This is a genomic window from Herbaspirillum sp. Her3, from assembly GCF_057961275.1.
Window position 1 is genome coordinate 1,313,316 of the sequence record NZ_CM176328.1, and the last position, 17,146, is coordinate 1,330,461.

Consider the following 17,146-nt stretch of genomic DNA (forward strand, 5'->3'; position numbering starts at 1 on the left):
AAGCTACCCGGCCACCGGCACGGCCTGAGAGGGCCGTGCCGCCTCGACAAGGATCTTTTTCATGATTCCCTTTTCCGTCCTCGATCTGTCACCGATCAACCAGGGCAGCACTGCCGCCCAGGCCTTCAACAACAGCAAGGAACTGGCGCAGCGCGCCGAAGCGCTGGGCTATCACCGCTACTGGCTGGCCGAGCACCACAACATGCCCGGCATCGCCAGCGCCGCCACCGCCCTGGTGATCTCGCACGTGGCCGCCAACACCCGGCGCATCCGCGTCGGTTCCGGCGGCATCATGCTGCCCAATCACTCGCCGCTGGTGATTGCCGAACAGTTTGGTACGCTGGAGTCGCTCTATCCCGGCCGCATCGACCTGGGCCTGGGCCGCGCGCCCGGTTCCGACCAGCGCACCGCGCGTGCCCTGCGCCGCCACATGGGCGGCGACACGGCAGAGAACTTCCCCCAGGACGTGGTGGAACTGCAGGAATATTTCGACGAACCCTCGGATTACCAGGCCCTGCGGGCCGTGCCCGGCGCCGGCCTGAAGGTGCCGATCTGGCTGCTCGGCTCCAGCATGTTCAGCGCCCAGCTGGCGGCCGAACTGGGCTTGCCGTTTGCCTTCGCTTCGCACTTCGCGCCGGGCTTCATGCAGTCGGCCGTGCAGATCTACCGCGAGCGCTTCAAGCCCTCGGCCACGCTCAAGAAACCTTACGTGATGCTGGCGCTCAACGTCTTCGCCGCCGATACCCAGCGCGAGGCCGAGCGCTTGTTCACCTCGCTGCAACAGCAGTTCCTCAACCTCATTCGCGGCACCCCCGGCCAGCTGCGTCCTCCGGTGGACGATATCAACGCGCTGTGGCAGCCGGGCGAACAGGCGCACGTGGAACGCTCGCTGTCCTGCGCCGTGGTCGGCGACCGCGAGCGTGTGCAGCAAGGGCTGCAAGCCTTCATCGATGAACATGCGCCCGATGAGCTCATCATCACTGCGCAGATCTACGATCATGCTGCGCGCCTGCATTCCTTCGAGATCGCCGCCGAGGCGCGTGAGTCCTTGAAGGAATCGGCCACGATCTGATCGTCCAGGCGCGCACCTGTCCGGGTGCGCGCCACGCGGCCCCGCCTGCAAGCCCGTCCGTCCGCAAGTATCATCCCCCCAGCATGTTTCTCTTCACGACAAGAAATCCAGGAGTCAGCCATGTTGTACAGCAAGACCTGTCTGGGCGGAATGGTCACCGCTCCCCATCACCTGGCCGCGCAAGCCGGTGCGCAGATCCTGCGCGAGGGCGGCAATGCGGTCGAAGCCATGGTCGCGGCGGCCGCCACCATCGCGGTGGTCTATCCGCACATGAATGGCATCGGCGGCGATGGCTTCTGGGTCATCAGCGAACCCGGCCAGGAACCGGTGGCCATCCGCGCCTGCGGCCCTTCGGCGGCACTGGCCACCAAGGATTTCTATGCCGGACACGGCCACAGCGCCGTGCCCACGCGCGGGCCTCACGCCGCGCTGACGGTGGCCGGTGCCGTGGGTGGCTGGTCGGCCGCACTCGATTACGCGCGCCGCTTCGGCCGCGCCTTGCCCCTGCCGGTGCTGCTGGCTGACGCCATCCGCCATGCGCAGGTCGGCGTACCCATCACCCGTTCGCAACATGAACTCACCCGCGACAAGTGGGACGAGCTCAAGGACCAGCCCGGCTTCGCCGCCACCTATGCCGCCGACGGCATCCCGGCCCAGGGCAAGGTGCTGAAACAGTCAGCCCTGGCAGCCAGCCTGTCGCGCCTGGCCGAGGCCGGCCTGGATGATTTCTATCGCGGCGACCTGGCGCAACGCCTTGCTGCAGGCCTGGAAGCGACCGGCAGCCCGTTGCGCCGCAGCGACCTTGAAGCCTTCCGCGCACAAGTGGTCAAGCCGCTGATGGTGCAGTTAACGTCAGGCCGCGTCTACAACCTGCCGCCGCCTACGCAAGGCGTTTCGGCCTTGATGATCATCGGTCTGTTCGACCGTCTGGGGGTGACGCAGGCCGAAGGCTTCGAGCATATCCACGCTTTGGTGGAAGCCACCAAGCGCGCCTTCCTCCTGCGCAACCAGCACGTCACCGACCCCGCCCACATGAGCGTGGATGCCGCGCACTGGCTGCTGGCCGAGGCGCTGGACCAGCAAGCCCGGCAGATCGACATGCAGCGCGCCGCCCCCTGGCCGCATCCGGCCAAGCCCGGCGACACCATCTGGATGGGCGCAGCCGATGCCCAGGGCCGCGTGGTGAGCTACATCCAGAGCATCTTCTGGGAATTCGGCAGCGGCGTGGTGGTGCCCGGGACCGGCATCGTCTGGCAGAACCGCGGCGCCAGCTTCACCCTGGACGAGGGCGCCAACCAGCTGCAACCGGGCAAGCTGCCCTTCCATACGCTGAACCCGTCGCTGGCCCGCCTCAACGATGGCCGCACCCTGGCCTACGGCACCATGGGCGGGGAAGGGCAGCCGCAGACGCAGGCGGCGGTCTTCACCCGCCACGTGCTGTTCGGCCAGAACCTGCAGGCCGCAGTCAGTGCGCCGCGCTGGCTGCTGGGCCGCACCTGGGGCGACGTCTCCACCAACCTGAAGGTGGAAGGCCGCGTGCCGGCCGCCACCATCGAGGCCTTGCGCCGTGCCGGCCATGAGGTGCAGGTGGTGGAGGAGTACACCGACCTGATGGGGCACGCCGGTGCGGTCTGCGTGCATCCGGATGGCGTCATCGAAGGCGCCACCGATCCGCGTGCCGATGGGGTCTGTGCCGGGGTGTAACCCCTGGCCCGCGAGACAGCCCGTCTCATTGACGGATGGCGGGGATCCTCACGGATCTTCACCATCCGTTGTCTTTTTGCATTTCCCGAAATTTGGGAAATGGCGTCTATTGCACGCTTTTGCGGGCTTTATCTCCAGATTGACCTGAGAGTTTTTGGGAGTTTTTCGCCGTAGAAAAAAATTCTCGAAGTTTTTCGGTAAATGCGATGAAAAACCATAGCTGTTCTGGCAAGATGCGTGAAAACCTATGCGGTTCACAGGGGAGCCGTCATGCATCCAGCCGTATCGCAGCATTTTTTCCGAATTGAACAAGAATAAAGCCCCATCTCCGCCGAATCTGTCGTCGTTGATTACGCTGGGGGTGGTGATCACCGTACTCATCACGACCGTGTCGGTACTGCTCCTTGTGGATCAGTTCACGCGCGGCTATGCGCGTTCGGAAAGCGAAACGCGCATGAAGCAGCTGGCCTGGCAGATGCAGGACGCGCTCGAGCGCGGCATGAACGAGCGCGAAGTGGACCTGCGCCTGCTGGTGCAGCGTCCTTCGGTGCGCGCGGTGAACGATCCGGCGCGTATGCGCCGTGCATTCAATGAACTGCAGGCCAGCGTCCCGCACTATGCCTGGATCGGCATGGCACGTCCTGACGGCACCCTCATCGCCGCCAGCAAGGGCATGCTGGAAGGTGCCAGCGTGGCCGACCGGCCCTGGTTCCAGGAAGGCAGCAAGGGCGAATACGCCGGTGACTACCATCCGGCCCTGCTGCTGGCGCACAAGCTGCCGCCGCAATCGGCTCCCTGGCGTTTCGTCGACCTCTCGGCCCCGGTCCATGACGTGAAGGGCCGTTACCTTGGCGTGGTGGGCATGCATCTGTCGTGGTCGTGGGCACGCGACATCGCCGCCAAGCTGCTCGACCCCACCGGCAAGCGCTACGACGTCGACGTCATCATCGTGCGCAACGACGGCACCGTCATGCTCGGTCCCAAGGGCCTGGAAGAAAGCAAGATCGACACCGCCAGCCTGCGCGCTTCGCAAGCGGCCCAGGATGGCGGCTCGCTCATCGAGACCTGGCCCGACGGCCGCCGCTACGTCAGCGGTTTTGCCCGCACCGGTTCCAAGGGCGGCATGCGGCTGCAGTGGAGCGTGATCGTGCGCCAGCCCGAAACCGTGGCGCTGGAAGCCTTCCGCGACCTGGAGCGGCGCGTGATCGTGGTCGGCGCCGTCTCCGGGGTGCTGCTGGTGATCCTGGCCTTCGTGCTCGCGCGCCGCCTGGTGGCCCCCATCAATGCCTTGTCGGCCGCGCTGGAACTGCGCGCCGCCGGCCGTGCCGACGTGTCCATTCCCCTGGTCAACAGCTATCGCGAGATCCAGCTGCTGTCCTCGACCCTGGTCAACATGGTCGAGCGTGAAGAGACCTACCTGCGCGAGGTCCGCTCCCTCAACGAGAGCCTGGAGCAGCGTGTGGCCGAGCGCACCAGCCGCCTGCACGAAACCGCCAGCGCCTTGCAGCAGGCGCTGGACCAGCAGCAGGCCAACCAGATCCAGCTGGAAGAAAGCGCAGCCGAGCTGCGCGCCATCCTCGAAAACGCCCAGGACGCCTTCATCGCCGCCGACGAACAGGGGCGCGTGGTCGAGTGGAACCGCCAGGCCGAACTGCTGCTGGGATGGCCGCGCGATCAGGTCATGGGCCGCGACATGGCCGAACTCATCATTCCGCCGGACATGCGTGCTGCCCACAATCGCGGCATGTCGCAGTTCCTCAAGGATGGCACCAGCGTGGTCATCAACAACCGCATCGAGCTGCAGGCCCTGCACCACGACGGCCACGAGCTGCCCGTCGAGATCACGGTCGGCCACGTCAAGCGCCATAGCGGACACCTTTTCATCGCCTTCCTGCATGACATCACCGAGCGCCTGGCCTTCCGCGACCAGATGCGCGAACTGGCGCTGACCGACGTGCTGACCAGCCTGCCCAACCGCCGCGCCTTCAGCGACCGCCTGCCCGAGGGCATGATGCGCGCGCGCCGCGCCGACCAGTTGCTGGCCCTGTTCTTCATGGACATCGACGGTTTCAAGGGCGTCAATGACCGCTACGGCCACGAGGCCGGCGACGAACTGCTGGTGGAGTTCGCCCGCCGCCTGCAGCGTTCGGTGCGCGACGTCGATACCGTGGCGCGCCTGGCCGGCGACGAATTCGTGGTGATCCTGGAAAACCTGCAGACCCAGGAAGATGCGGTGATGGTAGCCGAGAAGATCCTGGTCACCATCCGCGAGCCCTTCGAGCTGACCCATTCCACCGTCAACATCTCCAGCAGCATCGGCGTGGCCGTCTACCAGCCCGACCTGGATGGCGAAGTCGGCCCCGAAGAATTGCTGGCCATGGCCGACAAGGCCATGTACAAGGCCAAGCGCCTGGGCAAGAACCGCGTCGAGCTGGGGCGCGTGAGCGACGTTTGATCTACCGGACCTGCAGGTCCGGTCTTGCTTCTCTTCTTTTTCCCTTCCCTTTTACATAGTGCTGCGCCTCGCCCGGGGCACAGCGTGCCGTGCCGATCCGCTACGTCTCGTTTACGTTTTGTTTACGCTCGTGCGCGCAACATTTACCAGGATTTAATGCTGCCTTCTCTATCGTTCGACTGTCTCCGCTTCCGTCCCCGGAAGGGAGCCAAACAACGTCAACAATGGAGTGGGAAATGTGGCAAACGGATTTTCTCAACATAGGCATGCTGCTGCTCTGCGGCCTCTCGATGTGGGCCTTCATCGCCCTGTGCAGCCGTCTCGAACGGCGCGAAGGGGATAAGAAATGAATTTCATGACCCTGCTGGGGCTGGTGGTTTCCATCGCCCTCCTGATCTACCTGGTCTACGCCCTCATCAAGCCGGAGGATTTCTGACATGGACAGCAACAACTATTTCCAGCTCGGCCTCTACCTGGCCGTGCTGCTGCTGCTGGCCTTCCCGCTGGGCTGGTACATGGCCCGCGTGATGGAAGGCAAGTCGCGCGTGAACCGTCTCTTTGGCGGTATCGAGCGTGTCTTCTATCGATTGTGCGGTGCCAGCAGCGACCACGAGATGGACTGGAAGCAGTACGCCATTGCCGTAGTGCTGTTCAACTTCATTGGTGCCGTAGTGGTCTACCTGCTGCAGCGTGTGCAGCAATGGCTGCCGCTGAATCCGGCCGGGCTGGCCAACGTCAGCCCGGATTCGTCCTTCAACACGGCGGTGAGCTTCGTCACCAATACCAACTGGCAGGGCTATGTGGGTGAATCCACCATGAGCTACCTGACCCAGATGGCGGCGCTGGCGGTGCAGAACTTCCTCTCGGCGGCCACCGGCATCGCCATTGCCTTCGCGCTCATCCGCGGCTTCGCCCGCCACAGCAGCAAGGGCATCGGCAACTTCTGGGTGGACCTGACCCGCAGCACGCTCTACGTGCTGCTGCCGCTGTCGGTGGTGTTCGCACTGGTGCTGGTGCAGCAGGGCAGCATCCAGAACTTCCATGCCTATCAGGAAGTGAAGACCCTGGAAGTGACCCACTACACCATCCCCAAGCTGGATGCCGAAGGACAGCCGCTCAAGGACGCCAAGGGCGAGCCCGTGACCGAAGCGCAAAGCACCGACAAGCAGACCCTGCCCATGGGCCCGGTGGCTTCGCAGGAAGCCATCAAGATGATCGGCACCAATGGCGGCGGCTTCTTCAATGCCAACTCGGCGCATCCCTACGAGAACCCGACGCCGCTGTCGAACTTCCTGCAGATGCTGGCCATCTTGATCATCCCGGCCGGCCTGTGCATCAGCTTCGGCACGCTGGTGGGTGACCGCCGCCAGGGCTGGGCCATCCTGGCCTCGATGACGCTGCTGTTCGTGGTGATGACGCTGGTGCTGATGTATTCGGAGAACCAGCCCAACCCCATGCTGGCTTCGCTGCACGCGTCCGGCCCCAGCATGATGGAAGGCAAGGAAACCCGCTTCGGCATTCCCGCCTCGGCGCTGTTCGCCTCCATCACCACGGCGGCTTCCTGCGGTGCGGTCAATGCCATGCATGACTCGCTCTCGCCCTTGGGCGGACTGGTGCCGATGCTGCAGATGCAGCTGGGCGAGGTGGTCTTCGGCGGAGTCGGCTCGGGCCTGTACGGCATGCTGATCTTTGCGGTGCTGGCGGTGTTCATCGCTGGCCTGATGATCGGCCGCACGCCCGAATACCTGGGCAAGAAGATCGGCGTGTTCGACATGAAGATGATGTCCATCGCCATTCTCATGACCCCGGCCCTGGTGCTGATCTTCACGGCCCTGTCGGTGCTGGTGGAGGGGGGCCTGGCTGGTATCGCCAACCCGGGCGTGCACGGCTTCTCGGAAATCCTGTACGCCTTCAGTTCGGCCGCCAACAACAATGGCAGCGCCTTTGCCGGGCTTTCGGCCAACACGCCGTACTACAACCTCACCACCGGCATCTGCACCTGGCTGGGCCGCTTCGGCATCATCGTGCCGGTGCTGGCGATGGCCGGTTCGCTGGCCGGCAAGAAGCGCCTGGCCGCCACGTCCGGCACCTTGCCCACGCATGGCCCGCTGTTCGTGGCGCTGCTGATCGGCGCGGTGATCCTGGTCGGTGCCCTGACCTATGTTCCGGCGCTGGCGCTGGGACCGGTGGTCGAGCACCTGCAGATGATGGCGATGTAAATGATGGATGGATTCCCGCCGGCGCCTGACGCCAGCGGGAACAACCCGCAACGGATACCCTTATGACTACCCCTTCCAGCAATACCCCGGCCAGCGGCAAACCAGCCGTTGCGGCCGATGCCATTCCCTCCGCCGCGCAGACTGCGCGCTGGATGTTCGATCCCAAGATCGTCAAGCCAGCCCTGGCGGAGTCCTTCCGCAAGCTCTCACCGCGCGTGCAGTGGCGCAATCCGGTGATGTTCGTGGTCTACCTCGGCAGCATCCTGACCACGCTGCTGTTCTTCCAGGCCGTCATCGGCAAGGGTGAAGCGCCGGCTGGCTTCATCTTTGCGGTGGCCGCCTGGCTGTGGTTCACGGTGCTCTTCGCCAACTTCGCCGAAGCCCTGGCCGAAGGCCGCAGCAAGGCCCAGGCCGCAGCCCTGCGCGGCGTCAAGAAAAGCGTCATGGCCAAGAAGCTGCGCAGCACCGAGCTGGTCCGAGGCGGCGCCGCTGCCGCTGCCAAGCAGTGTGAAGTGGTCGAAGGCGGCTCCCTGCGCAAGGGCGACCTGGTGCTCATCGAAGCCGGTGATACCGTGCCTGCCGATGGCGATGTCATTGAAGGCGTGGCTACGGTCGACGAGAGCGCCATCACCGGCGAATCGGCGCCGGTGATCCGCGAATCCGGCGGCGACTTCTCGGCCGTCACCGGTGGCACGCGCGTGCTGTCGGACTGGATCGTGGTGCGCGTCTCGGTCAACCCGGGCGAAGCCTTCCTCGATCGCATGATCGCCATGGTCGAAGGAGCACGCCGCCAGAAGACCCCCAATGAACTGGCGCTGACCCTGCTGCTGGTGGCGCTGACGCTGGTGTTCCTGCTGGTGACGGTGACCTTGCTGCCGTTCTCGGTCTTCTCGGTCAATGCGGCCGGCGCCGGTGCGCCGGTCACCGTGACGGCACTGATCGCCTTGCTGGTCTGCCTGATCCCGACCACTATCGGCGGCCTGCTTTCGGCCATCGGCGTGGCCGGCATGAGCCGCATGATGCAGGCCAACGTGATCGCCACCTCCGGCCGCGCCGTGGAAGCGGCTGGCGACGTCGACGTGCTGTTGCTGGACAAGACCGGCACCATCACCCTGGGCAACCGCCAGGCCGCCGCCTTCATGCCGGCACCGGGCGTGGGGGAGCGCGAACTGGCCGACGTGGCACAACTGGCTTCGCTGGCCGATGAAACTCCCGAAGGCCGCAGCATCGTGGTGCTGGCCAAGAACCGCTTCAACCTGCGCGAACGCGAGATGGCCAACCTGGGTGCGCAATTCATTCCCTTCTCGGCCCAGACCCGCGTTTCCGGTATCGACATCGGCGAGCGCCGTATCCGCAAGGGTGCCGCCGATGCCATCCGCAAGCTGGTGCGCTCGGCCGACCAGCGCCTGCCGGCCCAGGTGGAAACCGATGTCGAAGCCATTGCCCGCCGTGGCGGCACGCCGCTGGTGGTGATCGAATGGAGCAACCAGAGCGACCTGCTTCAGCAGGGTTCCCCGGTGCGCATCCTGGGCACGGTGGAGTTGAAGGATATCGTCAAGGGTGGCATCAAGGAGCGCTTTGGCGAACTGCGCCGCATGGGCATCAAGACCGTGATGATCACCGGCGACAACCGCCTGACTGCGGCGGCCATTGCTGCCGAAGCCGGGGTCGATGATTTCCTCGCCGAAGCCACGCCCGAACAGAAGCTGGCCCTGATCCGCCAGCACCAGGCTGAAGGCAAGCTGGTGGCCATGACCGGCGACGGCACCAACGACGCCCCGGCCCTGGCCCAGGCCGACGTGGCCGTGGCCATGAACAGCGGCACCCAGGCGGCCAAGGAAGCCGGCAACATGGTCGACCTCGATTCCAATCCGACCAAGCTGATCGAGATCGTCGAGATCGGCAAGCAGATGCTGATGACGCGCGGCAGCCTGACCACCTTCAGCATCGCCAATGACGTGGCCAAGTACTTCGCCATCATCCCGGCCATGTTCGTCGCCAGCTATCCGCAGCTGGGCGCGCTCAACGTGATGCAGCTGGCCAGTCCCGAGTCGGCCATCATGTCGGCGGTGATCTTCAATGCGCTGGTGATCGTGGCGCTCATTCCGCTGGCCCTGCGCGGCGTGCGCTATCGCGCGCTGGGTGCGGCCGTGCTCTTGCGCCGCAACCTGCTGATCTATGGCGTGGGAGGTCTGTTGGTGCCGTTCGTGGGCATCAAGCTGATCGACATGCTGCTGGCCGCCTTTGGCCTGGTCTGAACCTGAATCCGACTCTCAAGGAGTGTCCCATGAAAACCTCGACTCCCCATCCGCTGCGTCCGGCCATCACGCTCTTCATCCTCTTGGGCGTGCTGCTGGGCGGCCTGTACCCGCTGCTGGTGACGGGCCTGGCGCAAGCCTTCTTCCCGCACCAGGCCAATGGCAGCCTGATCGAACACCAGGGCCAGCTGGTCGGCTCGGAACTGATCGGCCAGAACTTCACCAGCCCGGCGTATTTCTGGGGCCGTCCGTCGGCCGCCGGCACCTTCCCCAACAATGGACTGGCTTCCGGTGGCAGCAATCTCGGCCCGACCAACCCGGCCCTCAAGCAAGCCGCAGAAGACCGCGCCAAGGCCTTGCAGGAGGCTGATCCGGGCAACAAGACTGCCATCCCGATGGACCTGCTGACCGCCTCGGCCAGCGGCCTGGATCCGCACATCAGCCCGGCTGCCGCCACCTATCAGGTGGCCCGCGTGGCCCGCGTGCGCGGCATGACGGTGCAGCAGGTGCGCGACCTGGTGCGCACCTACAGCGAGGCACCGCAATGGGGCCTGTTCGGTGAGCCGCGCGTGAACGTGCTCAAGCTCAATCTGGCGCTGGATGCGGCAGCACCCATGTCCAAGACGGCAGAGGCCAAGTAAGCCCCCTGCGATGTCGCATGACGGCCGGTGGCACGCCAGACGCGTGCCACCGGCTTTTTGCCTCTACAATGCTTCAACTCCGACTACCCAGACATGAACACTCGCCCCGATCCCGACGACCTGCTCGAACGCGTGATGCGCGACGAAGAACGCCAGGCGCGTGGCCGCCTGAAAATCTTCTTCGGCTTCTCGGCCGGTGTGGGCAAGACCTTCGCCATGCTCGAAGCAGCCCAGGCGCTGGCCGCGCAGGGCGTGGACGTGATCGCCGGGGTGGTCGAGACTCACGGCCGCGCCGAGACCGAGGCGCAGCTCGCGGACCTGACGCGACTGCCTTTGCGCAGGGTGCCCTACCGCGACCGGCAGTTGCCCGAGTTCGACCTGGATGCCGCGCTGGAACGCCGGCCCGGCGTGATCCTGGTGGACGAGCTGGCGCACTCCAACGTGCCCGGTTCGCGCCACGCCAAGCGCTGGCAGGACATCGACGAACTGCTGCGCGCCGGCATCGATGTCTACACCACCCTCAACGTGCAGCACATCGAAAGCCTCAATGACGTGGTGGGCCAGATCACCGGCATCCGCGTCTTCGAGACGGTGCCCGATCATGTCTTCGATGGCGCCGATGACGTCATGCTGGTCGACATCCCGCCCGATGAATTGCTGGCCCGCCTGCAGCAGGGCAAGGTCTACCTGCCGCAGCAGGCCGAGAAGGCCGGTCGCCATTTCTTCCGCAAGGGCAATCTGATCGCCCTGCGCGAAATCGCCCTGCGCCGCACCGCCGACCGGGTGGACGCCGACATGCGCCAGTACCGCGCCGACCGTTCCATCGCCCAGCTGTGGCAGGCGCGCGAACGCATCGTGGTGGCCGTCGGCAGCGGTGCCGGCGAGGAGCGGGTGATCCGCGAAGCAGCCCGTCTGGCCGCCAAGCTGCAGGCCGAATGGCTGGCCGTGCACGTGGACCTGCCGGGCCAGCGCCAGGCCATGGACGCACGCGAGCGTGTGGTGGCCTATCTCAAGCTGGCGCAATCGCTGGGCGCGGAAACGGCCAGCATCAGTGGTGAGGAACTGGCGGCGGCGCTGCTGCAATTTGCCCGCAGCCGCAATGCCGGCAAGCTGGTGATCGGCCAGCCCGAGGGCGGCCTGCGCCATCTGCTGCGCTGGCCGCGCGGCACACTGGCCCAGCGCATCGCCCGTGGCCGCGCCGAGATCGACCTCTACACCATCGCCCGCAGCCGCACCCGCCAGCAGGGCGATGCAAGCCGTACCGACAGCGCCGCCAGTGCCGCCGAGGCGCTGCTCACACGCCGCCGCCGCACGCGCGGCACGCTGTGGGCGGTGACCAGTTGCGCCATCACCACCACGCTGGCTTTCTTGCTCGATGGCAAGCTGCATCCGGCCAACGTCATCATGCTCTACCTGGTGGGCGTGATGCTGGTAGCGATGCGCTATGGCCGCGCGGCTTCGGCGCTGGTGTCGGTGCTGTCGGTGCTGTCCTTCGATTTCTTCTTCGTCGATCCGCGTTTCTCCATCACGGTTTCCGACGCGCAGTATCTGCTGACGCTGGCGGTGATGCTGGCGGTGTCGCTGTTCATCAGCTCGCTCACCGCGCGCCTGCGCCGCCAGGCCAGCGTGGCCATGCAGCGCGAAGGACGGGCCGCCAATCTCTACATGCTGGGCAAGGAATTGTCGGCGCTGCTCACGCTGGACCAGATCCTGGAAATCGGCCGCCGCCACCTGGCCGCCGTGTTCGGTGCGCGCATCGCCTTCTTCCTGCCCGACAGCGCCGACCAGTTGCGCCTGGCCGAGCCGGAACAGGACAGCGGCAGCGCCCATGTCTTGAAGAGCGTCGATGCCGGTGTCGCGCAGTGGGTCTATGACAATGGCCAGGCTGCCGGCAAGGGCACGGCTACCTTGCCTTCGGCTGCGGCGCTGTACCTGCCGCTGACGGCCACCATGCGCACGCGCGGCGTGCTGGCCTTTGCCATCGAAGCGCCCAGCGAAGAAGAACGCCAGCTCGCCGCAGCCCAGCTGGCCCTGCCCGAGAACCGCCAGATGCTGGAGATCTTCTGCTCGCAGATCGCCATGGCCATCGAGCGGTTGCACTATGCCGAGGTGGCCCAGGATGCGGTGGTGACGATGGAATCCGAACGCCTGCGCAATTCGCTGCTCTCGGCGATTTCGCATGACCTGCGTACGCCGCTGACCTCGCTGGTAGGCAGCGCCGACGTGCTGGCCGCCAATGCGCGGCTGGATGATGATGCCCGTGCCATGGCCCGTACCATCAGCGAACAGTCGCAGAAGATGGTCGGCCTGATGAACAACCTGCTGGACATGGCGCGCCTGCAGGCCGGCGTGGTGACCTTGAACCGCCAGTGGAATGCGCTGGAAGAACTGGCCGGATCAGCCCTGCGCCTGCTGGCCAAGGCGCTTGAAGGGCGCCAGGTGGAAACGCGCATCGCGCCCGACCTGCCATTGCTGCGGGTGGATGCGGTACTGCTGGAACGAGTGCTGGCCAACCTGGTGGAAAACGCCATCAAGTATTCGCCGCCCGGCAGTCCCATTGCCATCAGCGCCCATGTGGACGACAGCGAAGGCATGCCCCAGGTCAAGGTCAGCGTGACCGACCAGGGGCGCGGTTTTCCGCCGTCCATGACGCAGCACGCCTTTGAAAAATTTACGCGCGGCGACAATGAATCCAGCACCCCCGGCGTCGGCCTGGGCCTGGCCATCTGCCGCGCCATCATCGAGGCCCATCAGGGCCGCATCTGGATTGCGCCGCAGGAAGCCGGGCAGGGCGCCACCGTCTGCTTCATGCTGCCGGTGGAAACCCAGCCGGCCCTGCCCGAGGAATAAGGACACCCCATGCAAGAACACGCAGGCAACATCGTCTTCATCGAAGATGATCCGCACATTCGCAAGCTGGTCAGGAGCGCACTGGAGCAGGAGGGCTTCATCGTGCATGAGGCCAAGAGTGCGCGCGAGGGCGTCACCGAAGCCGGCACCCGCAAGCCCGACCTCATCATCCTCGACCTCGGCTTGCCCGATGGCGATGGCAAGCAGGTCGTCAGCGAGATCCGCAACTGGAGCAGCGTGCCTATCGTGATCCTCTCCGCACGCACCCAGGAATCGGAAAAAGTCGAAGCCCTCGATGCCGGTGCCGATGACTACCTGGTCAAGCCCTTCGGCATGCCCGAGCTGCTGGCCCGCATGCGCGCCCAGTTGCGCCGCCATGCGCGCGTCTCAGGCGCAGGCCAGTCCAGTGGCCGCTATCGGTTGGGCGAGGTGGTGGTGGATCTGCCGGCCCGCAGCGTGACCCGCAACGGCGAAGCACTGCATCTGACGCAGATCGAATACCGCCTGCTGTCCACCCTCCTGCGCGATGCCGGCCGTGTCATCACGCACCGCCAGTTGCTGGTGGCCGGTTGGGGACCTTCGCATGCGGAAGATGGCCATTACCTGCGCATCTACATGCAGCGCCTGCGCCAGAAGCTGGAGCACGATGCGGCCCAGCCAGTGCACATCCTCACCGAGATCGGCGTGGGTTACCGGCTGGCGGACGTGGTAGCCGAATGAGCGTGCAGCGCTGAGGATTCAGGGCCAGTTCAGCAGTGGCAGCGCCAGCACGACCATGGCGATGCAGCCCAGATTGAGCAGCACGCGCTGGCGCTTGAGCACGAAGGAGAGCAGCCAGGCCCCGGCCACGAAGACGATGAAATTGGCCAGGTATTGCTTGCCCGCCGCCGTCACTTCCAGGTCCGGCGCATCGGCCAGTCCCGAGAACTTCCAGGCGCAGACCAGCGCGGCCAGGATGGCGCAATTGAAGTAGGTATTGACGGTAGGGAAGCTTTCTTCCAGATGATCGGAGACGTCCACGCTCTCGCATCGACCATCCCGATAGACCGCTTCCAGCCAATGCCGCTCGCCGCGCCAGCGGTACAGCGTGGCACCGTCCTCGCGCGTCTGCTGCGCATGGGGCCTGCCCAGCCGTGCGGTCAGGAAGTCAGGTGCGCTCAGGCGCCATTGGGCGGTCTGGGCGGCACGAAAGCGCTGCTCCAGCCCGCGCGCCTTGCGGCGCCGGCCCAGTTGCTTGATGGCCAGCTGCGCCAGGGCCAGGGAATTGAAGAGATAGATCCATTGCAGGATGGTGGCGTAATCGGCTTGCATGGGCAGGTCGGTCAGATGGGCAGAGGTGTGGGATGCCGCATCTTGCCGTCAGCCCGGCCGATTGTCCAGCCCGGCTGTGCCGTGAGCCTGCAAGCGCCGCGGCACCAAGGCCGGTTCCCATTCGATCTGCACGGGCAAATCGAATGGGAACCGGTCCTGGTGCGATGAATGTGTACGGAGGGCGGCGGCCCTAGCGCGATATGAACCTAAAGATCCCCCCAGAGATCGATCTGGCGGCGGATCTGGCCCGTGCGGGCATCGCAGATGAAGAGAATTTCCCGCAGATCCTGCCGCACCACGTAGCGGAAATATTCGCTGCTTGTGCGCGCGACGAACTCCTCGCTTTCGATCTTGCCCGCCAGGACGGCGGCCACCTGGTGCCGACATTCCTCGCGATGCTGCAAGGCTTGTGGCGAGGGGCCGTAGTCTTCCGGTGCGTGGTAAGGCGACACCGCCCAGGCCAGTTGGGCGAGGCCAGTGCAGATCAGCAGGATCAGCAGTGCCACCAGCACATAGCGATAGCGGCGGCGCTGCGCGGTACGCAGGAACAGATGGCGTGGCGAGAGCGGGTGGAGGCGATCTTCGCCACGTTTCCAGTGCAGACGGCTACGCATGATGATGCACCTCCTTGTTCATTCTCGATTTACACGATGGAGCAGCCTCAGAAGCTCTTGTTGAGCGAGGCCACCCACTGGCTGCTGCCGATGTTCTTGCCACGCAGGGTGTAGCCGGCATCCGGGGCATTGCTGCCGGTGTAGGCCAGGCCCAGCACGTAGCCGGAGAAATCGCGCGTGACGCCCAGTTTCCAGTCGGTATAGGAGAGGCTGGCGGCGTTGGGGCCGGTGTAGTGCTGGCGCCCGATGTGGGCCATTCCGGTGAGGCCACCGAAGAGCTCATGCGTCACCGAGAGATCAGCGTAGGTGCTGCCGCTGGTATCGGCATTGCCGAAGGTGTTGCCGGTGCTGACCGAATACTTGAAGGCGATCCATTTGGCATCCACGCCCAGGTAGACCTCGGTGGTATCGGCCTTGGTCATGCCGGCCGGATAGCTGCCCGGATAGGCGTAGTGCAGCACACCGATGTCACCGGTGAGCCAGTCGGTCAGGGCCGGTTTCCAGCCGCCGTAGAGGTCGGCCTCCAGGCTGGCCGAGGCTGCGGAATTGGTATCGGAGATCCAGCTGATGTTGGACATCCAGATCCCGGCATAGAGGCCATTGTCATGGGTCAGATCGAAGCCGCCTTGCAGAGCCGGCTTTTGATTGGTCTGCGTGGTACCACGGAAGACGTACTGGCTGACGATGCCGATATTGCCCGCCAGGTGCAGCGGCGAGGCGTCGGCATCGCTGGCAGCCGGCGCTGCGCCGGCTTCCTGCGCCTGGGCCGGGGCGATCACGGCGATGGCCAGCAGGGCAGCGGCCGCGGCCAGGCTCGCCAGTCCGGCCAGCTGCGCATTGCGCAGGCGGCGCTGGCCCAGCGGTGCCAGAGATTCCTGAGTGGTGTCTTCGACTTGTTGTTGGGTACGGCGGTTCATGCTGGATGCTCCATGGGTTGAAGAGCATCAAGCTTAGTTTTTGCTGCGTTTAATCCGGATAAAACTTTGGGTTGGGGGCGTAAATAAGCTGTAAAGAAGATGCTTTCCAACAGGGTGGGAAGCCGCGCCGGGTGCTGAAGATTGAGATTTTTGAGCAGACCACAAGACTGGCCTGGACGCTAGAAATAGCATCTTTCCGGCCAGAAGGAATTCCTAACTTTTCTTTATTGTTTGGCGTGGCCGAATTTTCCCTGCATATGGTCCCGGACGATGCAGCCCGTCTTCTGGTACCTGATGAAAACCTGATCAATCCCCCCGCCCAGCCCAGTTGGGCGCACGCTTCTCCAGAAACGCCTGTATCCCCTCCATCGCCTCGGCATCCATGATGTTGCGGGCCATCACCTCGGCCGCATGGGCATAGGCGTCCGGCAGGGCCATGCTCTGCTGGTGGTACACCATGGCCTTGCCGCGCGAAATCGAGAGGGCGGGCTTGCTGCAGATCTCGCGCGCCAGCGCCTCGGTGGCGGCATCGAGTTCGCTCTCGGGTACGGCCTGGTTGATGAGCCCCCAGTCGGCCGCCGTGGCGGCATCGATGAACCTGCCCGTGACCAGCATCTCGAACGCGCGCTTGATCGGCAGGTTGCGCGTGAGCGCCACCGCCGGGGTGGAACAGAACAATCCGACATTGATGCCCGAGACCGCAAAGCGCGCCTGCTCGCTGGCCACTGCCAGATCGCAACTGGCCACCAGCTGGCAGCCGGCCGCCGTGGCCAGTCCCTGCACCTTGGCGATGACCGGGACCGGCAAGGCGCGCAGCGATTGCATCAGGTGGCTGCAGCGCTCAAACAATTGCTGGTAGTAAGCCTGCTCGGGCGTGGCGCGCATTTCGCGCAGATCGTGGCCGGCGCAGAAGGCGCGGCCATTGGCGGCGAGGATCACGCAGCGCACCCCGGCGTCGTGCACCAGGTCATCGAGCTGCGCCTGCAAGGCGGCCAGCATGGCTTCGGAGAGCGCATTGAACTGCGCCGGCCGGTTCAGGGTGAGGGTGGTGATGCCGTGCTGGTCGTGCCGCAGCAGCAGGTCCTGGCTTGCCTCTTGCATGGTG

General features: G+C 65.2%; 14 protein-coding genes. 9 read left to right on the top strand and 5 right to left on the bottom strand.

The features are described 5' to 3' along the window. Positions 1 to 61: 61 nt before the first annotated feature. Together ACVC5H_RS05985 and ACVC5H_RS05990 are read left to right on the top strand one after the other, a co-directional pair. Entirely contained in the window at positions 62 to 1,072 is a 1,011-nt protein-coding gene (locus ACVC5H_RS05985; protein WP_489621452.1) for an LLM class flavin-dependent oxidoreductase, read from the top strand. Between the two features lie 120 nt (positions 1,073 to 1,192). After that, positions 1,193 to 2,776: a gamma-glutamyltransferase family protein gene (locus tag ACVC5H_RS05990; protein WP_489621453.1), complete on the top strand. Its 1,584-nt coding sequence runs from the start codon at positions 1,193 to 1,195 to the stop codon at positions 2,774 to 2,776. 48 nt (positions 2,777 to 2,824) lie between these two features. On the opposite strand, the gene ACVC5H_RS05995 is transcribed toward ACVC5H_RS05990, so the two are convergent. After that, entirely contained in the window at positions 2,825 to 3,148 is a 324-nt protein-coding gene (locus ACVC5H_RS05995) for a hypothetical protein (protein WP_489621454.1), read from the bottom strand. On the opposite strand from ACVC5H_RS05995, the gene ACVC5H_RS06000 reads away from it, so the two are divergent. The 7 genes from ACVC5H_RS06000 to ACVC5H_RS06030 all read left to right on the top strand — a co-directional run bounded on the left by ACVC5H_RS06000 (position 3,141) and on the right by ACVC5H_RS06030 (position 13,919). Beyond that, complete coding sequence (locus tag ACVC5H_RS06000) at positions 3,141 to 5,231, top strand: diguanylate cyclase domain-containing protein (protein ID WP_489621455.1); 2,091 nt, start codon at positions 3,141 to 3,143, stop codon at positions 5,229 to 5,231. The genes ACVC5H_RS05995 and ACVC5H_RS06000 overlap by 8 nt on opposite strands. A gap of 346 nt (positions 5,232 to 5,577) precedes the next feature. Continuing rightward, positions 5,578 to 5,667 carry a K(+)-transporting ATPase subunit F gene (kdpF, locus tag ACVC5H_RS06005; RefSeq protein ID WP_338716293.1) on the top strand — a complete coding sequence of 30 codons (90 nt, stop codon included), beginning with the start codon at positions 5,578 to 5,580 and terminating at the stop codon, positions 5,665 to 5,667. A 1-nt stretch (position 5,668) separates the two neighbouring features. Continuing rightward, a complete protein-coding gene (gene kdpA, locus ACVC5H_RS06010; protein ID WP_489621456.1) occupies positions 5,669 to 7,450 on the top strand; it encodes a potassium-transporting ATPase subunit KdpA in 1,782 nt (593 codons plus the stop codon). Between the two features lie 62 nt (positions 7,451 to 7,512). Continuing rightward, positions 7,513 to 9,708, top strand: a complete 2,196-nt coding sequence (kdpB, locus tag ACVC5H_RS06015; RefSeq protein WP_489621457.1) for a potassium-transporting ATPase subunit KdpB — start codon at positions 7,513 to 7,515, stop codon at positions 9,706 to 9,708. Positions 9,709 to 9,737: 29 nt separating this feature from the next. Further along, positions 9,738 to 10,349, top strand: coding sequence for a potassium-transporting ATPase subunit KdpC (gene kdpC, locus ACVC5H_RS06020; protein ID WP_489621458.1), 612 nt, complete (start codon positions 9,738 to 9,740; stop codon positions 10,347 to 10,349). A gap of 93 nt (positions 10,350 to 10,442) precedes the next feature. Continuing rightward, a complete protein-coding gene (locus tag ACVC5H_RS06025) occupies positions 10,443 to 13,199 on the top strand; it encodes a DUF4118 domain-containing protein (protein WP_489621459.1) in 2,757 nt (918 codons plus the stop codon). A gap of 9 nt (positions 13,200 to 13,208) precedes the next feature. Then, complete coding sequence (locus tag ACVC5H_RS06030; protein WP_489621460.1) at positions 13,209 to 13,919, top strand: response regulator; 711 nt, start codon at positions 13,209 to 13,211, stop codon at positions 13,917 to 13,919. An 18-nt stretch (positions 13,920 to 13,937) separates the two neighbouring features. On the opposite strand, the gene ACVC5H_RS06035 is transcribed toward ACVC5H_RS06030, so the two are convergent. The 4 genes from ACVC5H_RS06035 to ACVC5H_RS06050 all read right to left on the bottom strand — a co-directional run bounded on the left by ACVC5H_RS06035 (position 13,938) and on the right by ACVC5H_RS06050 (position 17,142). Beyond that, positions 13,938 to 14,510: a hypothetical protein gene (locus ACVC5H_RS06035; protein ID WP_489621461.1), complete on the bottom strand. Its 573-nt coding sequence runs from the start codon at positions 14,508 to 14,510 to the stop codon at positions 13,938 to 13,940. Positions 14,511 to 14,716: 206 nt separating this feature from the next. Beyond that, positions 14,717 to 15,124 carry a hypothetical protein gene (locus ACVC5H_RS06040; RefSeq protein WP_489621462.1) on the bottom strand — a complete coding sequence of 136 codons (408 nt, stop codon included), beginning with the start codon at positions 15,122 to 15,124 and terminating at the stop codon, positions 14,717 to 14,719. A gap of 47 nt (positions 15,125 to 15,171) precedes the next feature. Further along, positions 15,172 to 16,041 carry a TorF family putative porin gene (locus tag ACVC5H_RS06045; RefSeq protein ID WP_489621463.1) on the bottom strand — a complete coding sequence of 290 codons (870 nt, stop codon included), beginning with the start codon at positions 16,039 to 16,041 and terminating at the stop codon, positions 15,172 to 15,174. Between the two features lie 306 nt (positions 16,042 to 16,347). Next, positions 16,348 to 17,142 (bottom strand): enoyl-CoA hydratase, encoded by a 795-nt coding sequence (locus ACVC5H_RS06050; RefSeq protein ID WP_489621464.1) that lies wholly within the window; start codon positions 17,140 to 17,142, stop codon positions 16,348 to 16,350. Positions 17,143 to 17,146: the final 4 nt, after the last annotated feature.